13 protein-coding genes are annotated in these 15,473 nt (G+C 71.5%); 8 read left to right on the top strand and 5 right to left on the bottom strand.

All coding sequences use genetic code 11. The features are described from left to right. The first annotated feature begins 59 nt into the window (after positions 1-59). The 3 genes from ACFXK0_RS11790 to ACFXK0_RS11780 all read left to right on the top strand — a co-directional run bounded on the left by ACFXK0_RS11790 (position 60) and on the right by ACFXK0_RS11780 (position 2,831). Entirely contained in the window at positions 60-1,631 is a 1,572-nt protein-coding gene (locus ACFXK0_RS11790) for a DNA-3-methyladenine glycosylase 2 family protein (RefSeq protein WP_379410068.1), read from the top strand. Continuing rightward, on the top strand, positions 1,628-2,140 hold the full coding sequence (locus tag ACFXK0_RS11785; RefSeq protein WP_379410067.1) for a methylated-DNA--[protein]-cysteine S-methyltransferase: 513 nt from the start codon (positions 1,628-1,630) through the stop codon (positions 2,138-2,140). The genes ACFXK0_RS11790 and ACFXK0_RS11785 overlap by 4 nt, the downstream gene beginning before the upstream one ends. Before the next feature lie 70 nt (positions 2,141-2,210). Next, on the top strand, positions 2,211-2,831 hold the full coding sequence (locus ACFXK0_RS11780; protein WP_379410066.1) for a YitT family protein: 621 nt from the start codon (positions 2,211-2,213) through the stop codon (positions 2,829-2,831). Positions 2,832-2,840: 9 nt separating this feature from the next. Here the strand turns inward: ACFXK0_RS11780 and ACFXK0_RS11775 are convergent, their stop codons facing one another. From ACFXK0_RS11775 to ACFXK0_RS11765, 3 genes are read right to left on the bottom strand one after another with little or no spacing between them, the layout of a single operon-like run. Next, entirely contained in the window at positions 2,841-4,166 is a 1,326-nt protein-coding gene (locus tag ACFXK0_RS11775) for a hypothetical protein (protein ID WP_379410065.1), read from the bottom strand. Positions 4,167-4,216: 50 nt separating this feature from the next. Beyond that, positions 4,217-8,023, bottom strand: a complete 3,807-nt coding sequence (locus ACFXK0_RS11770; protein ID WP_379410064.1) for an AAA family ATPase — start codon at positions 8,021-8,023, stop codon at positions 4,217-4,219. A 25-nt stretch (positions 8,024-8,048) separates the two neighbouring features. Further along, entirely contained in the window at positions 8,049-9,224 is a 1,176-nt protein-coding gene (locus ACFXK0_RS11765) for an exonuclease SbcCD subunit D (protein WP_379410063.1), read from the bottom strand. A 117-nt stretch (positions 9,225-9,341) separates the two neighbouring features. Here ACFXK0_RS11765 and ACFXK0_RS11760 point away from each other — a divergent pair, with 117 nt between their 5' ends. Then, positions 9,342-10,490: a DNA recombination protein RmuC gene (locus ACFXK0_RS11760; protein WP_379410061.1), complete on the top strand. Its 1,149-nt coding sequence runs from the start codon at positions 9,342-9,344 to the stop codon at positions 10,488-10,490. A gap of 51 nt (positions 10,491-10,541) precedes the next feature. Next, complete coding sequence (locus ACFXK0_RS11755; protein ID WP_379410060.1) at positions 10,542-11,390, top strand: DUF6542 domain-containing protein; 849 nt, start codon at positions 10,542-10,544, stop codon at positions 11,388-11,390. Between the two features lie 57 nt (positions 11,391-11,447). Here the strand turns inward: ACFXK0_RS11755 and ACFXK0_RS11750 are convergent, their stop codons facing one another. Continuing rightward, complete coding sequence (locus ACFXK0_RS11750; protein ID WP_379410059.1) at positions 11,448-12,467, bottom strand: 4-hydroxy-3-methylbut-2-enyl diphosphate reductase; 1,020 nt, start codon at positions 12,465-12,467, stop codon at positions 11,448-11,450. A gap of 114 nt (positions 12,468-12,581) precedes the next feature. Between ACFXK0_RS11750 and ACFXK0_RS11745 the strand changes: the two genes are divergently transcribed. The 3 genes from ACFXK0_RS11745 to ACFXK0_RS11735 all read left to right on the top strand — a co-directional run bounded on the left by ACFXK0_RS11745 (position 12,582) and on the right by ACFXK0_RS11735 (position 14,836). After that, entirely contained in the window at positions 12,582-13,190 is a 609-nt protein-coding gene (locus tag ACFXK0_RS11745; protein ID WP_379410058.1) for a lipid droplet-associated protein, read from the top strand. Positions 13,191-13,292: 102 nt separating this feature from the next. Then, the gene (gene xseA, locus ACFXK0_RS11740; RefSeq protein ID WP_379410056.1) at positions 13,293-14,585 is read left to right on the top strand and encodes an exodeoxyribonuclease VII large subunit; all 1,293 of its coding nucleotides are present in this window, start codon (positions 13,293-13,295) and stop codon (positions 14,583-14,585) included. A gap of 2 nt (positions 14,586-14,587) precedes the next feature. After that, complete coding sequence (locus ACFXK0_RS11735) at positions 14,588-14,836, top strand: exodeoxyribonuclease VII small subunit (protein ID WP_379410055.1); 249 nt, start codon at positions 14,588-14,590, stop codon at positions 14,834-14,836. Positions 14,837-14,854: 18 nt separating this feature from the next. Here ACFXK0_RS11735 and ACFXK0_RS11730 read toward each other — a convergent pair whose 3' ends face one another. Beyond that, positions 14,855-15,421 (bottom strand): DUF4245 domain-containing protein, encoded by a 567-nt coding sequence (locus ACFXK0_RS11730; protein WP_379410054.1) that lies wholly within the window; start codon positions 15,419-15,421, stop codon positions 14,855-14,857. Positions 15,422-15,473: the final 52 nt, after the last annotated feature.

Genomic DNA, 15,473 nt, shown 5'->3' with positions numbered 1-15,473 from the left:
CGCCCCGTCGGGGGCAGGTGGCCGATTTCCGCTAGCATCGGGGCCGCCGGGCTGACACTGTGGAACCCGTGACGATCACGGCATTGGACTTCGAACGCTGCTACCGCGCGGTGTCGACCAGGGACGCCCGCTTCGACGGACAGTTCTTCACCGCGGTGCGCACGACCGGCATCTACTGCAGGCCCTCGTGCCCGGCGATCACGCCCAAACGGGCCAATGTCTCCTTCTTACCCACGGCGGCGGCCGCCCAGCAGGCCGGTTACCGGGCCTGCCGCCGCTGCCTGCCCGACGCCGCGCCCGGCTCCCCGCTGTGGAACATCCGCGCCGACCTCGCCGCCCGCGCCATGCGGCTGATCGGCGACGGGGTGGTCGAGCGCGGCGGGGTGCCCGGCCTGGCCGCGACGCTGGGGTACTCGCAGCGTCAGCTGACCCGGGTGCTCACCACCGAGCTCGGCGCCGGGCCGCTCGCGCTGGCCAGGGCGCATCGCGCGCACACCGCGCGGCTGCTGATCCAGACCACCGAGATGCCGATGTCCGATATCGCCTTCGCGGCCGGGTTCGCCAGCATCCGCCAGTTCAACGACACCGTGCGCGAGGTGTTCGCGGTGAGTCCGACGACGATGCGGACCGAATTGCGGTCCTCGCCGCGCAACGATGTCGTCGTCCCGGGCGTCCCCGGACTGCTGACCTTGCGCCTGCCGTACCGGGAGCCGCTCGACACCGGGTGGCTGGCGTGGTTCCTGTCGGCGCACACGGTGCCGGGGATGGAGACCTTCGACGGCGGCGTCTACACCCGCAGCCTGCGCACCCCGCACGGGCACGCGACCATCCGGCTGTCGTTCCAGCCGGGGCATGTGCGGGCCGAACTGGCGCTGCGCGATATGCGCGATCTGGCGCCGACGGTGGCACGGGTGCGGCATCTGCTCGATCTCGACGCGGACCCGCTGGGTATCGACGAAGCACTCGGGGCGGCCGAGCCCAGACTCGCCACCGGCTCGACCACCGAACACCGGATCACCCGGATGCCGGGGGCGGCGGGGAACCCGCAGGCAGCCGGATCGCTGCCCGTGTTCACACCCGGTATCCGGGTGCCTGGCTGCCTGGACGGTCCGGAGTTGTTGCTGCGCACCATGATCGGACAGCAGATCTCGGTGCAGGCGGCGGCCACGCACACCGCCCGGCTGGTCGATGCGCTCGGCGAGCGGATCGACGGCGCCGTGCCCCGGCTGTTCCCCACGCCCGAGGCGATCGCCGACAAGGGCGCCGATGTCCTGACCGGTCCCGCCCGCCGGGTCGCCGCGATCGTGGCCGCCGCGCGGGCCGTCGCCGACGGCGAATTGGCGCTGCATGCCGGGCGCACCGCCGCCGACCTGCGGCGCGACCTGCTCGCGCTCGACGGGGTCGGGCCCTGGACGGCCGACTACGTCACCATGCGCTTGCTCGCCGATCCCGACATCCTGCTCGGCACCGACCTGGTGGTGCGCCAGGGTGCGCGGCTGGCCGGGGTCGATCTCGGCGACACCTCCCGCTGGGCGCCGTGGCGCTCCTACCTGTCCATGCATCTGTGGAAGACGGCGCTCGTCGAGCGCGGTGTTCTGCCCGCCCCTTCGACCGGAAGCGAAACCTCATGAACGCCACCAATATCCGGCCCGCCGACGTCGCCACCGTCGCGACACCGATCGGCCCGTTCACCGTCGTCGCCGCCCCGGACGGCGCCGTGCTCGGCTCGGGCTGGACGGCCGATCCGGCCGAGCTGACCAGCGTCATCCACGCGACGCTGCGACCCACCGAACTGCGCAGGCGGGATTCGCTCGGCGCGATCACGCAAGCGGTGCTCGACTATCACGCCGGCGACCTGACCGCGATCGACACGATCACCGTGCGGCAGCAGTCGGGCGAATTCCTCACGCACGCCTGGGAAGTCCTGCGCAAGGTGCCCGCCGGGGAGCCGGTGACCTATACCGAGTTCGCCGGGTTGTCCGGACGGCCCGCCGCGACCCGCGCCGCGGCGAACGCGTGCGCGCGCAATGCCGCCGCGCTGTTCGTGCCGTGCCACCGGGTGTTGCGGATCGGTGGTCAGCTCGGCGGGTTCCGCTGGGGGCTCGATGCGAAGCGGTGGCTGCTCGCGCACGAAAGGTGACCGGATTATCGGTCCAGTATTCCCTGATTGGCTCTTTGACGAGGTCCAGTCGGGCCGGATGCTGGTAGGCATGCTCACTCGTCGTCTGGTCGCCCTCTATGCCGGGCTGTGGTTGTACGGGACGTCGATGGCGGTGATGATCCGGGCCGGGCTCGGGCTCGATCCGTGGGATGTCTTCCATCAGGGGGTGGCCGGGCACGTGCCGGTGAGCTTCGGCGTGGTCACCGCGCTGACCGGAGTCGCGGTACTGCTGGCCTGGATTCCGTTGCGGCAGCGGCCCGGACTCGGAACGATCAGCAATGTGGTGGTGATCGCGATCGCGGTGGACGCCGGATTGTGGCTGCTCCCCGCCGCCGAGGGCTGGTGGGTGCGGATCGCGGCCATGCTGGTCGCGGTGGTCGTCAATGCGATGGCGACGGTGCTCTACATCGGCGCCGGGATGGGGCCGGGACCCCGGGATGGACTGATGACTGGACTGGTCGCGCGGACCGGGTGGCCGATCTGGTCGGTCCGCACCGGGATCGAGGCCACCGTGCTGGTGACCGGGTGGGTGCTCGGCGGCAGTGTCGGGGTCGGGACCCTGGTCTACGCGTTCGGGATCGGGCCGTTGATCCAGCTCATGATTCCCTGGGTCGACCGGTGGCTGCCCGGGTTCACCGCGACCCGGCAGACGGCGCCGGTGCCTGCCTGAGCTGGGATTTCAGCGGATCGAGGCATCGTCCTCCGGTTCGTCGTCGCGAGGGTCATCGACCAGGAGGTCCGGCGGCGGATCGGTGTCCCCGGGCCGGATCCGCCACAGCAGAACCGCCGAGGCGGTAGCGCACAGCGTCATCGCGAGGGCGACGAAACCCGGTGTCGTGCTGGTCGCGACCGCGCCGCCCGGTGACCAGTCCGACGACTCGGTGGGAATCGCCCAGACCAGTGAGGGCAGCAGCAGGCAGCCCAGCGACAGGATGCCGGCCGGCAGGTAGCCGACCCGCACCGACCCGAAGGCGAAGCCGGCCGAGCACGCGATCGCGCCGATGCCCAGGGACCAGAGCAGCGAACTGCTCCAGTGGGCGGCGAGGACGGCGAGCACACAGGTCACGGCGAAGCCCGCGAAACCGAACCACGGGACCGCCCACCGGATACCGAGTGCGAAACCGGCCACCACCAGGGCGGCGACCACGGGCACTCCCCAGCCCAGACGCGGCGCGTACCCCAGTGCGTCGGCCGAGACGGCGATGCTGGTCGCGATCATCAAGACGATGCCGTCGCGGCCGGGGAGCATCAGTGCCGCGATCAGGAAGCAGACCTCGGACACCACGATCAGCAGGATCAGATACCCCAGACCCGAGCCGTCGTTGCGGTAGTGGTGCGCGGTCCACTCCGCGGTCAGCAGCAGCGTCGCGGCCATCAGCGCGGCGGCCACCAGCGGGCCGAACGGGAGGTCGATCGCCTGGCTGGATTCGCGTTGCAGGGTGATCCCGTGGCGGCGGTGCCAGGTCGCGGCGGCGAGCAGAACCAGGGCGAGCAGGATCAGCCAGCCGGGCACCGCGATGAAACGGCTGCCCGCCACCTCCTCGGGAGCCATCGCCACACCCAGTTCGGCATACAGGGCGGCCAGCACGACACCGAAGGCATAGCCGAGGGCCGAGGCCTTCGCGCGCAGGGCGCCCACACCCAGCGCACCCAGGATCACCCCGCCGCACAGGGCGTCGATGTAGTTCAGGCTGGTCAGCACGTCGGCAGTGTCGGCGGCGCTGGCCAGCGCGTAGTCGATCGCGAGCACCGCGGTGGCGACGGTCGCGGTGAGCCAGCCCAGCGCGGGCCTGCGCAGGGTGTTGAGCAGGACCGCCACCACGACCGCGACGACGACACCGAGCGCCGCCGAGCGCGGCACGCTGTTGACCAGGCTGAAGGTCTTGTACGCCGAACCGCTGCCCACCGCGGTGGTCGCGGCGAAGGGCAGGCAGAGCGCCGCGGCGGCCACGAGTGCGCCGACAAAAGCCGGCACGGCGTCGATACCAGCGCTTTTCCTGGTCACCAAGCCAACACTAGGTCGGCACCGGCCGCCCCGCGAGCAGGCGCGACCGGTCAGGCCACAGTCGCCTCGAGCCGGGACCCGGTGCGGCCGCGCACGACATGCAGGCGGCTGGGGATGCGCTGGCGCATCTCGTCGACATGGCTGACCACCCCGACGACGCGGCCGCCAGCGCGCAGTTCGTCGAGCACGCCCATGACGGAGTCGAGGGTGTCGGCGTCGAGGCTGCCGAAACCCTCGTCGATGAACAGGGTGTCCAGCACGATGCCGCCGGATTCGGCGGCGACCACATCGGCCAGGCCGAGCGCCAAAGCCAGTGACGCCATGAAGGTTTCGCCGCCGGAGAGGGTTTTCGCCGAGCGGACGGCGCCGGTGTAGTCGTCGCGGACGTCCAGCCCGAGTCCACCGCGCCTGCCGCGCGGACCGGCCTTGTCCGAGTGCACGAATTCGTAGCGGCCACCCGACATCCGGCGCAGCCGCAGCGACCCGGCCACCGCCACCTCTTCGAGCCGGGCGGCCAGCGCATAGGAGCGCAACGACATGCGCCGGGCGTTCTCGCCGCGCCCCGCGACCACCTCGGCCAGGCCGGCGAGCTCGTCGAATTCCCGCTGCTCGGGCGCGATCCGCTCCACCTCACCCCACAGCTGAGCACCGAGCTGTTCGAGCTGGGCGACCCGCTCCGCCGCCGCCGACTGCGTGGCGACCGCCGCGGTCAAGGCACTCTGCGCCTGCGCGAACCGCTGTTCGCAGGCACCCAGATCCCCCGGCACCTGCTCGGCCGCGGCACGGATGCGCGGCTCGGCCAGCACGGCCTCGGCATGGGCGCGCGCCCGATCGGCGGCGGTGAGCTCGGCCTCGATGGTGGCGAGTCGCTGGGCGGTGCGGGCGACGGCGGTGATGACCTTCGCGTAGGCGGTGAGCAGGGCGATGTCGTCGCGAGGTGGTGCGGGTTCGGTGGTCGATTCGGGGTCCGCCGCCGGCTCGGCAGGGTCGGCCGAGGCCGGATCGAGGTCGGCCGCATCGTCGAAAAGGTCGAACAGCGTGGGGATTTCAGGTTCCGCGCGCAGAGGTTGTGCGGCCTTGTCCGTGGCCATCAAGGGGGCACCGGGGACCAGGTCGCCCTCGGCGAGGTCGCCGGTGGTGATCTGCGCAGCCGACTCGATGGCAGCGCCCGGCGCCTCGGCGGACTTCGGCTGTTGAGCTCGAGCAGGTCCTGTCGTGGTGGCGTCGGCCTGCTCCGGTGCCGATGCGCCGGAGTCTGCCAGGTCGAAGTCCGCCGAATCTGCGGAGCTGCCACGACCCGGGACTGATCTCACCGAGTCGAGGTCCGCCGGACACGCGTCGGTTCCACGACTCGGGGCCGGTCCCACATCCGATTCCGTAGTCGCCGAACCAGCGACGACAGAACCCGCCGGATCGAGATCCGGCGAACGTACGACGCTCCCACGACTCTGTGCAGATCCCGCACCGGACGCCGCGGTCGCCGAACCGAGGGCGACGGGGGCCTCGGCGGTGATGGCCGGGGTTGTCGAGTCGGAGGTTGTGGGAGCGTCGTACTCCTCGGCGCTGAAACCTGCTGTGCGGGCGAGGTTTTCGACTCGGGTGGCGATGCGGTGGACGGTGGCGCGGGCGGTGGATTCGGTGGTGCGGGCGGTGCGGAGGGTGGTGGCGGCTCGGATGAGGGATTCGAGGCGGGTGGTGCGGGCCTCGACGGTGCGGTCCGCGCCGGCGGCGGTGCGCAGGCGGGCGGTGAGGGCGTCGAGGCGGGTGTGGGTGGCGGCGATGGTGGCGGTGGCGGTGCCGAGGCGGGCTTCCAGGTCGCGGGCGTGGTCGTTGAGCTGGGCTTCCTCGGTGCGCAGGGTGTCGAGGCGGGTGGTGAGGGCGGGTACGCGGGCGGCGGTCTCGGCGGTGTCGTCGAAGCGGTGGGTGGCGGTGCGGACGGCGTCGGCCAGGGCGACGGGGTCGGTGTCGCCGCCACGGGCGGACAGGGCCTCGAGTTCGCGTTCGATGGCGCTGATGCGCTCGGCGATCCGGTCGCGCGCCGCTTCGGCGGACAGCTCGACAGCCGCCGCGTCGTCCTCGGCCGCCTTGGATACCGCGTCGTCGGTGGGCTGCGCCGGGTGCGGGTGTTCGGCGGAACCACACACCGTGCACGGGGCGCCGTCGGTGAGCGCGCCCGCGAGTTCGGCGGCCATCCCGGCCAGTCGCCGTGCCCGCAGGTCGAGAACGCGCTCACGGGCATCGAGGTGCGCCCGGCGCGCGACATCGAGCTCGCTTTGCGCGCGGTCCAAGGCCGGGCGCTGCCGGGCGATCTCGACGGCCGCCGCCGCCGAGTCCTGCCACTTGGCCAGGTCGTTACGCAGGCCGGGCAGCGCGGCGGCGGCGTCGGTGGCCTCGCGCAGGTGCTCCTGCGCCGCGGCGAGGGCGGCGGGCAGCGCGGTCCGCCGCTGCGCCAGCTCCACGCCCCGGCTGTTCAGCCGCACGACCTCCCGCTGCTGCGCGTCCAGATCAGCGGCCAGCTGGTTCGCGGTCGCGGCATCGGCCCGGACTTCCCCGAGCACCCCCAACAGCCCGTTCCACTGGTTGACCGCGGCATCGAGATCCCCACCGATATCCCGCACACCGACAACACTTCCCGCCGTGCCGCCAGACTCGCCGCTGCCACCACCGGCACCTCCACCACCGGTGGGCTCGTCCACGACACTTCCCGCCGTGCCGCCGGGCTCGCCGCTGCCACCGCCCGCACCTCGGCCACCGGTGGGCTCGTCCACGACGACTGTCAGCAGATCGATGCCCGCGATGTCGGCGGCCTGGTCGGCGGTGAGGTGGGCGGCCAGGTTGCGGATTGCGGTGTGGGTGGTGGATTCGGCGCGGCGCAAGGTGCGGACCGCGGCACGGGCTTCGTCGATGGCGTGGGCGACCGGTTCGGCGCGGCGGGCCTGGTCGAGTTCCTGGGTGAGTTCGGCGCGGCGGGGGGCGGCGGCGGTGTAGGCGGCGAGTTCGGTTCGCGCGGCGGTCATTCTGGTGTGGAGCTCGGTGAGGCGGCGCTGTTCTTCGGCGTCGGTGCGGGCCGCGGCCGATTCCTGGTGGCGCAGTTCGGCTTCGGTGGTCGCCTCGGCGAGGGCCGCGCGCGCGGTGGCCAGCAGGTCCTGGGACCAGGTGACCGAATCGAGGACGCCGATCGATTCGGCGCCGCCATAACCTGCCGCCATACCGACCTTGGTGATCAGCCGGTCGATGCCCTGATTGCGCTGGTCGAGGGTGCGTTCGGCGGCGCGGCGCCGGTCGGCCAGCCACTGTTCGGCGGTGCCGAAACGCTGGGTGTCGAAGAGCTTCTCGAGCAGCTTCTCGCGATCTTCGTTCTCGGCGCGCAGGAAGCGCGCGAATTCGCCCTGCGGGAGCAGCACGACCTGGAAGAACTGGTCGGCGCTCATCCCGAGCAGGCGCAGTACCTCGTCCCCGATATCGGTGATCCTGGCCAGGTTCTCGCCGCTGCCGTCGAGCCAGGTCAGCGTGGCCTTGGCCGGTTCGACGCGGGTGCCGGTGCCGCGCAGCTTGGGCCGCTCGAACTCCGGTACCCGGACCAGGCGCAGGCGACGGCCGCCGAGCGTCGCCTCCAAGCTCACCCGGGGCGGCGTTTGCGCGTCGGCGTGATCGGAGTGCAGGCGTTTGCTCTCCCCGCGGGCACCGGGGACGCGACCGTAGAGGGCGAAGGCGATGGCGTCGAGAACGGTGGTCTTGCCCGCACCGGTGTGCCCGTGCAGCAGGAACAGCCCGTCGGCACCGAGCGCGTCGAAATCGACGACGGTGGTCTCGGCGAAGGGACCGAATGCGGTGAGTTCGAGCCGGTGCAGTCTCACCCGAGACCACCGTTCACGGGGTGGCTCACGCGGTCAGCTCCGTGGCATCGGATACCGCTCGGGCCGAATCGGTTTCGCGCACCGCGGCGGCCAGCGCCCGCTCCACCCATGCCATCTCCCCCTCGCTCGGTGTCCCGCGCACATCGGTCAGGAAACTCGCCGCCACCTCGGCATCGCGACGGCCGTGCACCCGCTCCCGATAGCGCAGCTCCGGATTACCCTCCTGCCGCACCCATTCCACGTGCACCGCGTGCGGGAACCGTTCGCGCAGCTTACGCATGGGGTCGACCGGGCGGGTGGTGTCGGTGAGGGTGGCGGAGACGTAATGCGGCTCGGCCCCGGCATATTCGGCGTCGGTGAGCAGTTCGTCCAGCGTGCCGGTGAGCTTGCTCAGCCCGCGCACCAGCGGCAGGTCGTGGCGGTGCACGGCGGACAGTCCCCCGGCGTCCAGCTCGACGATCCAGACCGCCTTGCGATGGGAGTTCTCGGCGAACGAGTACGGCAGCGGAGAACCGCTGTAGCGCACCGATTCCGCGAGGGTCTGCGGCGAATGCAGATGGCCCAGCGCCACATAGTCGATGCCGTCGAAGGCCGACATCGACACCGTCTCCACCCCGCCGACCGAGATGGACCGTTCCGAACCGGTGGCCGCACCGCCGACGACGAAGGCGTGCGCCAGCACCACCGCGCGGGTGCCGGGACGGGTAGCCAGGTCGGCGCGGATCCGGCCCATCGCGGCATCGAGGATCTCCGCGTGCGAACGAGCCTGCGGCACACCGAGTTCGGCGCGGGTGATCTCCGGCTCCAGGTACGGGATGCCGTAGAACGCCACCGGGCCGTCGGCATCGGCGAGCAGCACCGGCCGGTCGGCATCGGCGACGCGGGTGCACAGATGCAGGCCGCCCGCGGCGGCGAAGCTGGCGCCCGCGCCGAGCCGGGCGGGCGAATCGTGATTGCCCGAGGTGGCGACGATGATCGCGCCCGCGGCCCTGATCTGCTCGAATCCCCGGTTGCAGACGGCGATCGCGTCGGCACTGGGGATCGAGCGGTCGTAGATGTCGCCCGGCACCACCACCACATCGACGGCTTCGGCGGCGACCAGCTCGGCGATCGCGTCGAGCACCCGCGCTTGATCGGCCAGCAGGTCGACACCGTGGAAGGTGCGCCCGATGTGCCAGTCGGAGGTGTGCAGGATCCGCATGCCGCGAACCGTAGGGCACGCCCCCGACAGAATTCAATCGACGCGCGCGTGGCGGCCACCACGCCGGGTTGCCGGACAGTTGCGAGTTTGTCGGTGGCTCGAGGCACTATCGCCGCTATGACCGCCTCGATGCTCGTCGCGCTCGTGTTGGTGTTCGCTGCCGGGTTCGGTCTCGGCTGGCTGGGGCATGCCGCCCGCGGTGGGCAGCGTGCCGCCGCCGCGGAGGCGCGCCTGGCCGCGGCCGGTGACAACCAGCGGTTGCTGCAGCAATCACTGCACGCCGCGAACGAGGACGCCGCCCGCAGGCATTCGGCCGCCGTCGGCGCGCTGGTCGATCCGCTGCGCGACGCGGTCGGCGCACTGGAACAGCAGATCAGGCAGGTCGAGCATCACCGCATCGACGCCTATTCGGGCCTGCGCGAACAGGTCGCCGGGATGCAGCGCACCTCACACCGGCTCTCCGATCAGACCGGGCAGCTGGTCGCGGCACTGCGCGCGCCCCAGATCCGGGGCCGGTGGGGCGAGATCCAGCTCGAGCGGGTGGTCGAACTGGCCGGGATGACCAGGCACTGCGACTTCGACACCCAGGTGCACCGCGCCGGCGGTGACGACCGCGGTGCGGTACGTCCCGACCTGGTGGTGCGCCTGGCCGGCGGCAGGCACATCGTGGTCGACGCGAAGGTCCCCTTCACCGCCTACCTGGACGCCGCCACCACCGAGGACCCGTCCGCCCGCGACCAGCTGCTGGCCCGGCACGCCAAACAGCTGCGCGCCCACGTCGACCAGCTGGCCGACAAGGCCTACTGGGCGGCCTTCGACCCGGCGCCGGAGTTCGTCGTGCTGTTCGTGCCCGGCGACCCGTTCCTCGATGCCGCCCTCACCACCGACGCGGGATTACTGGAGTACGCGTTCGGCCGGAACGTGATCCTGGCAACCCCCACTACACTCATCGCGCTGTTACGCACGGTCGCGTTCAGCTGGCGGCAGGAAGCGCTCTCGCGCGATATGGCAACGGTGCAGCAATTGGGCAAGGAGCTCTACACCCGGGTCGGCAAAGTTGCCGAACACCTCGACACCCTCGGCGTGAATCTCGGTAAGGCCGTAGCGGCTTTCAACGCCACGGTCGGGTCGGTGGAGTCGCGGGTGCTGGTCACCGCGCGCCGGATGCACGATCTCGGTATCGCCGATCAGGAGCTTCCGGCAATCCGGCTGACCGAGACCAGACCGCGGGTGGTGGCCTTCGCCGAGGCCGAGGATCGCCGCTGAGTTCTCCGTGCCATAGCGCCCGTCGGGCCGATGTGCAGTTAGTGTCATAGGGTGGCTGCTTCCCAACGTGCGCGACCCCGGGTGCCCGCGCCGCAACGTTCGATCCTGCCCTCGGTACCCGGCATCCCCGCCTGGGCCGCGATTGCGCTGGCCGCGGGCTCGACGATGCTCGGGTTCCTGATCGACGGACTCGGGGGCGAGACCTACCCGACCGGCACCTTCTCGGCGCTGTACGTCCTGGGCTGTGTGCTGGCCGTGTGCGCGGTGCGGATGCGCGGGCTGTTCACCACCATGGTGCTGCCGCCGCTGCTGCTGTTCGTCGCGGTGCCGCTGGCCTGCCAGCTGCTGGGCGGTCGCGCCACCACGTCGATCAAAGACGTGCTGATGAACTTGATCATCCCGCTGGTGGAACGCTTCCCGACGATGATGCTGGCCACCGTGCTGGTGCTGCTGATCGGCGGCATCCGGATCGCCGTCGCCAAGCGGGCACCCGCCACCGCGCGCCCCGCCCCGGCCGAGCGCAGGCCGCGCACCGACCGCAAGCCGAGGACCGAACGCACCCCCGAGCGCAAGCCGGTCAAGCGCCGCCGCCCCGAACCCGCCGCCGAGGCCGCCGACGCCACCCGCCGCCGTCCCCGCCGCGCCACCGCCGTGCTGGACGACCCGGCCACCGAGGTCGACATGGCGAGCCCGGCGCGCCGTCAGCCGAGAGACCCCAAGCGCGCGCCCGCCGCGGCCAGGACCAGGGAACCGCGCGCCGCGCGTACCGCCCGCGAGCCCGAACCAGCCCGGGTACCGCGCAGGCGTGGTGACGCACCGCCGCACCCGCAGCCCACTGTGCGCTACCGCGACCGCGCCGACTCCACCCGCACCGAGCGGCGCAGGCCCGACAACGGGTAGTCCACCGACAAAGAACCCCCGCCGCGATCCGCGACGGGGGTTCTGTCGTCCATGGGGTCAGCTCTGCGCGGCCGCGTCCTTGCGGGAGGCGCGCAGCTCACGCGGCAGCGCGAACACCAGCGTCTCGTTGGCGGTGGTCACCGGCTGCACATCACCGAAACCGTGCTCGGCGAGCAACTCGAGCACGCCGGTCACCAGGATCTCCGGCACCGACGCACCCGAGGTGATGCCGATCGTCCGCACACCGTCGAGCCAGGCCGGGTCGACTTCACGCGCGTAGTCGACCAGATACGACGCGCACGCACCCGCACCCAGCGCCACCTCGACCAGGCGCACCGAGTTCGACGAGTTGCGCGAACCGACCACGATCACCAGATCGCATTCGGGCGCCATCGCCTTGACCGCGGTCTGGCGGTTGGAGGTGGCGTAGCAGATGTCGTCGCTGGGCGGGTCCTGCAGCGTCGGGAACCGCTCGCGCAGCCGCTCGACGGTCTCCATCGTCTCGTCCACCGACAGCGTGGTCTGCGACAGCCAGATCACCTTGGCCGGATCGCGGACGGTCACCTTGTCCACCGAGTCGGGGCCGTCGACGAGCTGCACGTGCTCGGGCGCCTCCCCCGCGGTGCCCTCGACCTCCTCGTGGCCCTCGTGACCGATCAGCAGGATGTCGTAGTCGTCGCGGGCGAAACGCTTGGCTTCCTGGTGCACCTTGGTGACCAGCGGGCAGGTGGCGTCGATGGTGCGCAGGTTCCTGGCCGCGGCCGTCTCGTGCACGATCGGCGCGACACCGTGCGCGGAGAACACGACCAGCGCGCCCTCCGGCACCTCGTCGTTCTCGTCGACGAAGACCACACCGCGCTCCCGCAGCGTCTCCACCACGTGCCGGTTGTGCACGATCTCCTTGCGCACATAGATCGGGGCACCGTGCTTCTCCAGCGCCTTCTCGACGGTCTCGACGGCACGGTCGACGCCTGCGCAGTAACCGCGCGGCTCGGCCAGCAGCACGCGCTTGCCACCGGCAGCGGGCGCGCCCGCCGAGCGCGCGATACCGACGTTCAAGGGAATTGCCGAGGTCATGTTCCCCAGCTTACGTGCGCCCGACGGCGGTGATCCGGCCGGATCAAGGGGCGAAAGTCACATTCGGGCAGGCTGGACCTTTGCATCACAGGCCGTTTGCGGCAGGCTGGGACCATGTTTCGACCTCCGTTCGTGGCCCGGGTCGCCGCCGGTGCCGCCGTATACGCGTTAGAAGAGACCAGGCGGCTCCCGGTCGCGGCCGTGAACTTCCCGATCACGGCGCTGAGCCGGGTGCTGCAGAGCACCATGCACCTGCAGCAGTTCGTCACCAGTCTCGCGCTCAAGGGCGACGCGGTGTTCGAGCGGCTGGGCTCGGCCCCGCAGGAACAGCCCGAGTGGGCGACCTTCGACGAGGACCTCGCGCCCGAACCCGCGGTGGCCACCAACGGCCACACCAGCCGGTTCGATCTGTTCACCGAAGAGGCGCCGGTCGCACCGGCCGACGGCAAGGTCGCGCCCGCCTCGCTGCTGCTGCTCGAGACCGAGGTCGACGAGCCGGTCGAGCCCACCGCGGCGGCCGAACCCGCCGAGGTCGAGGCGCCCGAGGTCGCGATCCGCTACGACTACCCGGCGATGACGCTGGCCCAGCTGCGCGCCCGGCTGCGGATGCTGACCGTGGAGGAGCTGGCCCAGCTGCTGGCCTTCGAGCAGCAGACCCGCGCCCGCGCCCCGTTCGTCACGATGCTCACCAACCGCATCGCCACGGTCCAGGCTGCGACCTAGCGGCTGGCGCCTCAGTCCAGAATCGAGGCGGCCGCGTCCGCGCCTTCGGCGCCGATGCGGCCGCCTTTTTGGTTTGTCGGTGCCTCCGCGTATACCTGTCCTATGACTTCGGAGGGCGCGGCGGGTACGCAGGCGGGGGCGCAGGCCAATTCGGCCGAGCAGCCGTATCCGGTGCGGTCGGTGGCCGTGAAAGTCGCCCAGTGGATCGAACGGCTCGGCAGCATCTGGGTGGAGGGGCAGGTCACCCAGATCAGCCTGCGCCCCGGTACCCGCACCGCGTTCCTGGTGCTGCGCGACACCTCCGCCGACATGTCGCTGTCGCTGACGTGTGACCCGGATCTGCTGCGCAGGCTGCCGGTGCCGCTGACCGAGGGCAGCCGGGTGGTGGTCTACGGCAAGCTGCAGTTCTTCACCGGGCGCGGCACGATCTCGTTGCGGGTCACCGAGATCCGCGCGGTCGGGATCGGCGAGCTGCTGGCCAGGATCGAACGGCTCAAGGCGCTGCTGGCGGCCGAGGGGCTCTTCGACGAGCGGCGCAAGCGGCCGCTGCCGTTCCTGCCCGGCACCGTCGGGCTGATCACCGGGCGGGCGAGCGCGGCCGAACGCGATGTGCTGAGTGTGGCGCAGAGTCGTTGGCCCGCTGTCCGTTTCGTCATCCGCAATACCGCGGTGCAGGGGCCGACGGCGGTACCGCAGATGCTCACGGCGCTGGCCGAGCTCGACGGTGATCCCGAGGTAGAGGTGATCGTGCTGGCGCGCGGCGGCGGCAGCACCGAGGACCTGCTGCCGTTCTCCGACGAGGCGCTGTGCCGGGCCGTGTCCACGGCGCGCACACCGATCGTCAGCGCCATCGGCCACGAACCCGACAACCCCCTGCTCGACCTGGTCGCCGACCTGCGCGCGGCCACCCCCACCGACGCCGCCAAGCGGATCGTGCCCGACGCCGCCGCCGAACTGGCCGGCGTGCGCGACATGCGTGCCCGTTCGGCGGCGGCCCTGCGCGGCTGGGTGCAGCGCGAGGCGCACACGCTGGCGCAGCTGCGCTCGCGCCCGGTACTGGCCGACCCGCTGCGCGAGCTCGGGCACCGCCACGACGAACTGGCACGATTACGCACGGCCGCCCAGCGCAGTGTCGAGCACCTGCTGCGCGCCGAGTCGACCACCACGCTGCATCTGCGCGAGAAGCTCACCGCCGTGGGTCCGGCCGCCACGCTGGCCCGTGGTTACGCTGTCGTGCAGCGGGTCGCCGGACCGGAGCGTCATGTCGTCCGGTCGATCGAGGACGCGCCCGCGGGCAGTCAGCTGCGGATCAGGGTCGCCGACGGCGCGATCTCGGCCGCCGCGCTCGGCACCCAGCGACTCACGCCGCAGACCACCGACGAGAAGAGGAAGTGACCGTGGCCGACGCCGAGAACACCGCCGCCGACACCCTGGCCGAGATCGCCGGCTTCGGCTACGAACGCGCCCGCGACGAGCTGATCAATGTCGTGAAGATGCTCGAACAGGGCGGCTTGGACCTCGACGACTCGCTCGCCCTCTGGGAACGCGGCGAGGCGCTGGCCACCCGCTGCGAACAGCATCTGGCCGGAGCCCGCACACGCGTCGAGGACGCGCTGTCCCGCGCCGACCTCGACACCGCCGAGTAGTCCTGGGCCGCGCTCAGCTCACTTCGCGAGTGGCTGGGCCGTGGTGATCGCGCGGGCGAGGGTGTCGAAGGCGGCCTCGTCGCCCGCGCCGGTGATCAGGATGCGGACATCGCCGAAGTCGGCGATCCAGGCGGTTTCCTCGGTGGGCTCGGTGTAGACGACCCAGTTGCGGCCGTCGACATCGACCGTGCCGGTCGGGTAGCGCGAGCCGAGGACGTGGCGCGAGAGCGCTTCCTCGGTGGCGCTGCTCTGCGAGTAACGCATGTAGGTGCCCTGCGGGGTGATGTAGCCGACGGTGCTCACCGGGCCGCCACCGGCCGCGGTGACGGTGTCGCGGCTGCCGGAGTTCGACACCCAGTTCGCCGGCAGTTCCGGCTTGCGGATCGGGAACGACAGGCTCTTGGCGTCCGAGGACAGCGCCGCGTCGGCGTCGAAATGCGGCACCTGACCTTGGGTCGGCCCGTTCGTCGCCACCGTGCACTGGCTCGCCGCGCCCGCGAGCACGATCGCGATCAGCACCAACGGGATCAGCGACCAGAACAGGTCGCGATAGTCGTTGAAGATCCGGTGCTTCTGCTGGGCCACGGCTACCAGTATCCACTCGGCCGCTGACCAGCACTCTCAGGGGGCCGCGCGG

The organism is Nocardia sp. NPDC059177, from assembly GCF_042755165.1.
In the GTDB taxonomy this organism is placed as follows: Bacteria; Actinomycetota; Actinomycetes; order Mycobacteriales; family Mycobacteriaceae; genus Nocardia.
The sequence above is the reverse complement of the archived record's forward strand: the minus strand, read 5'-3'. Positions and strand labels throughout refer to the sequence as shown.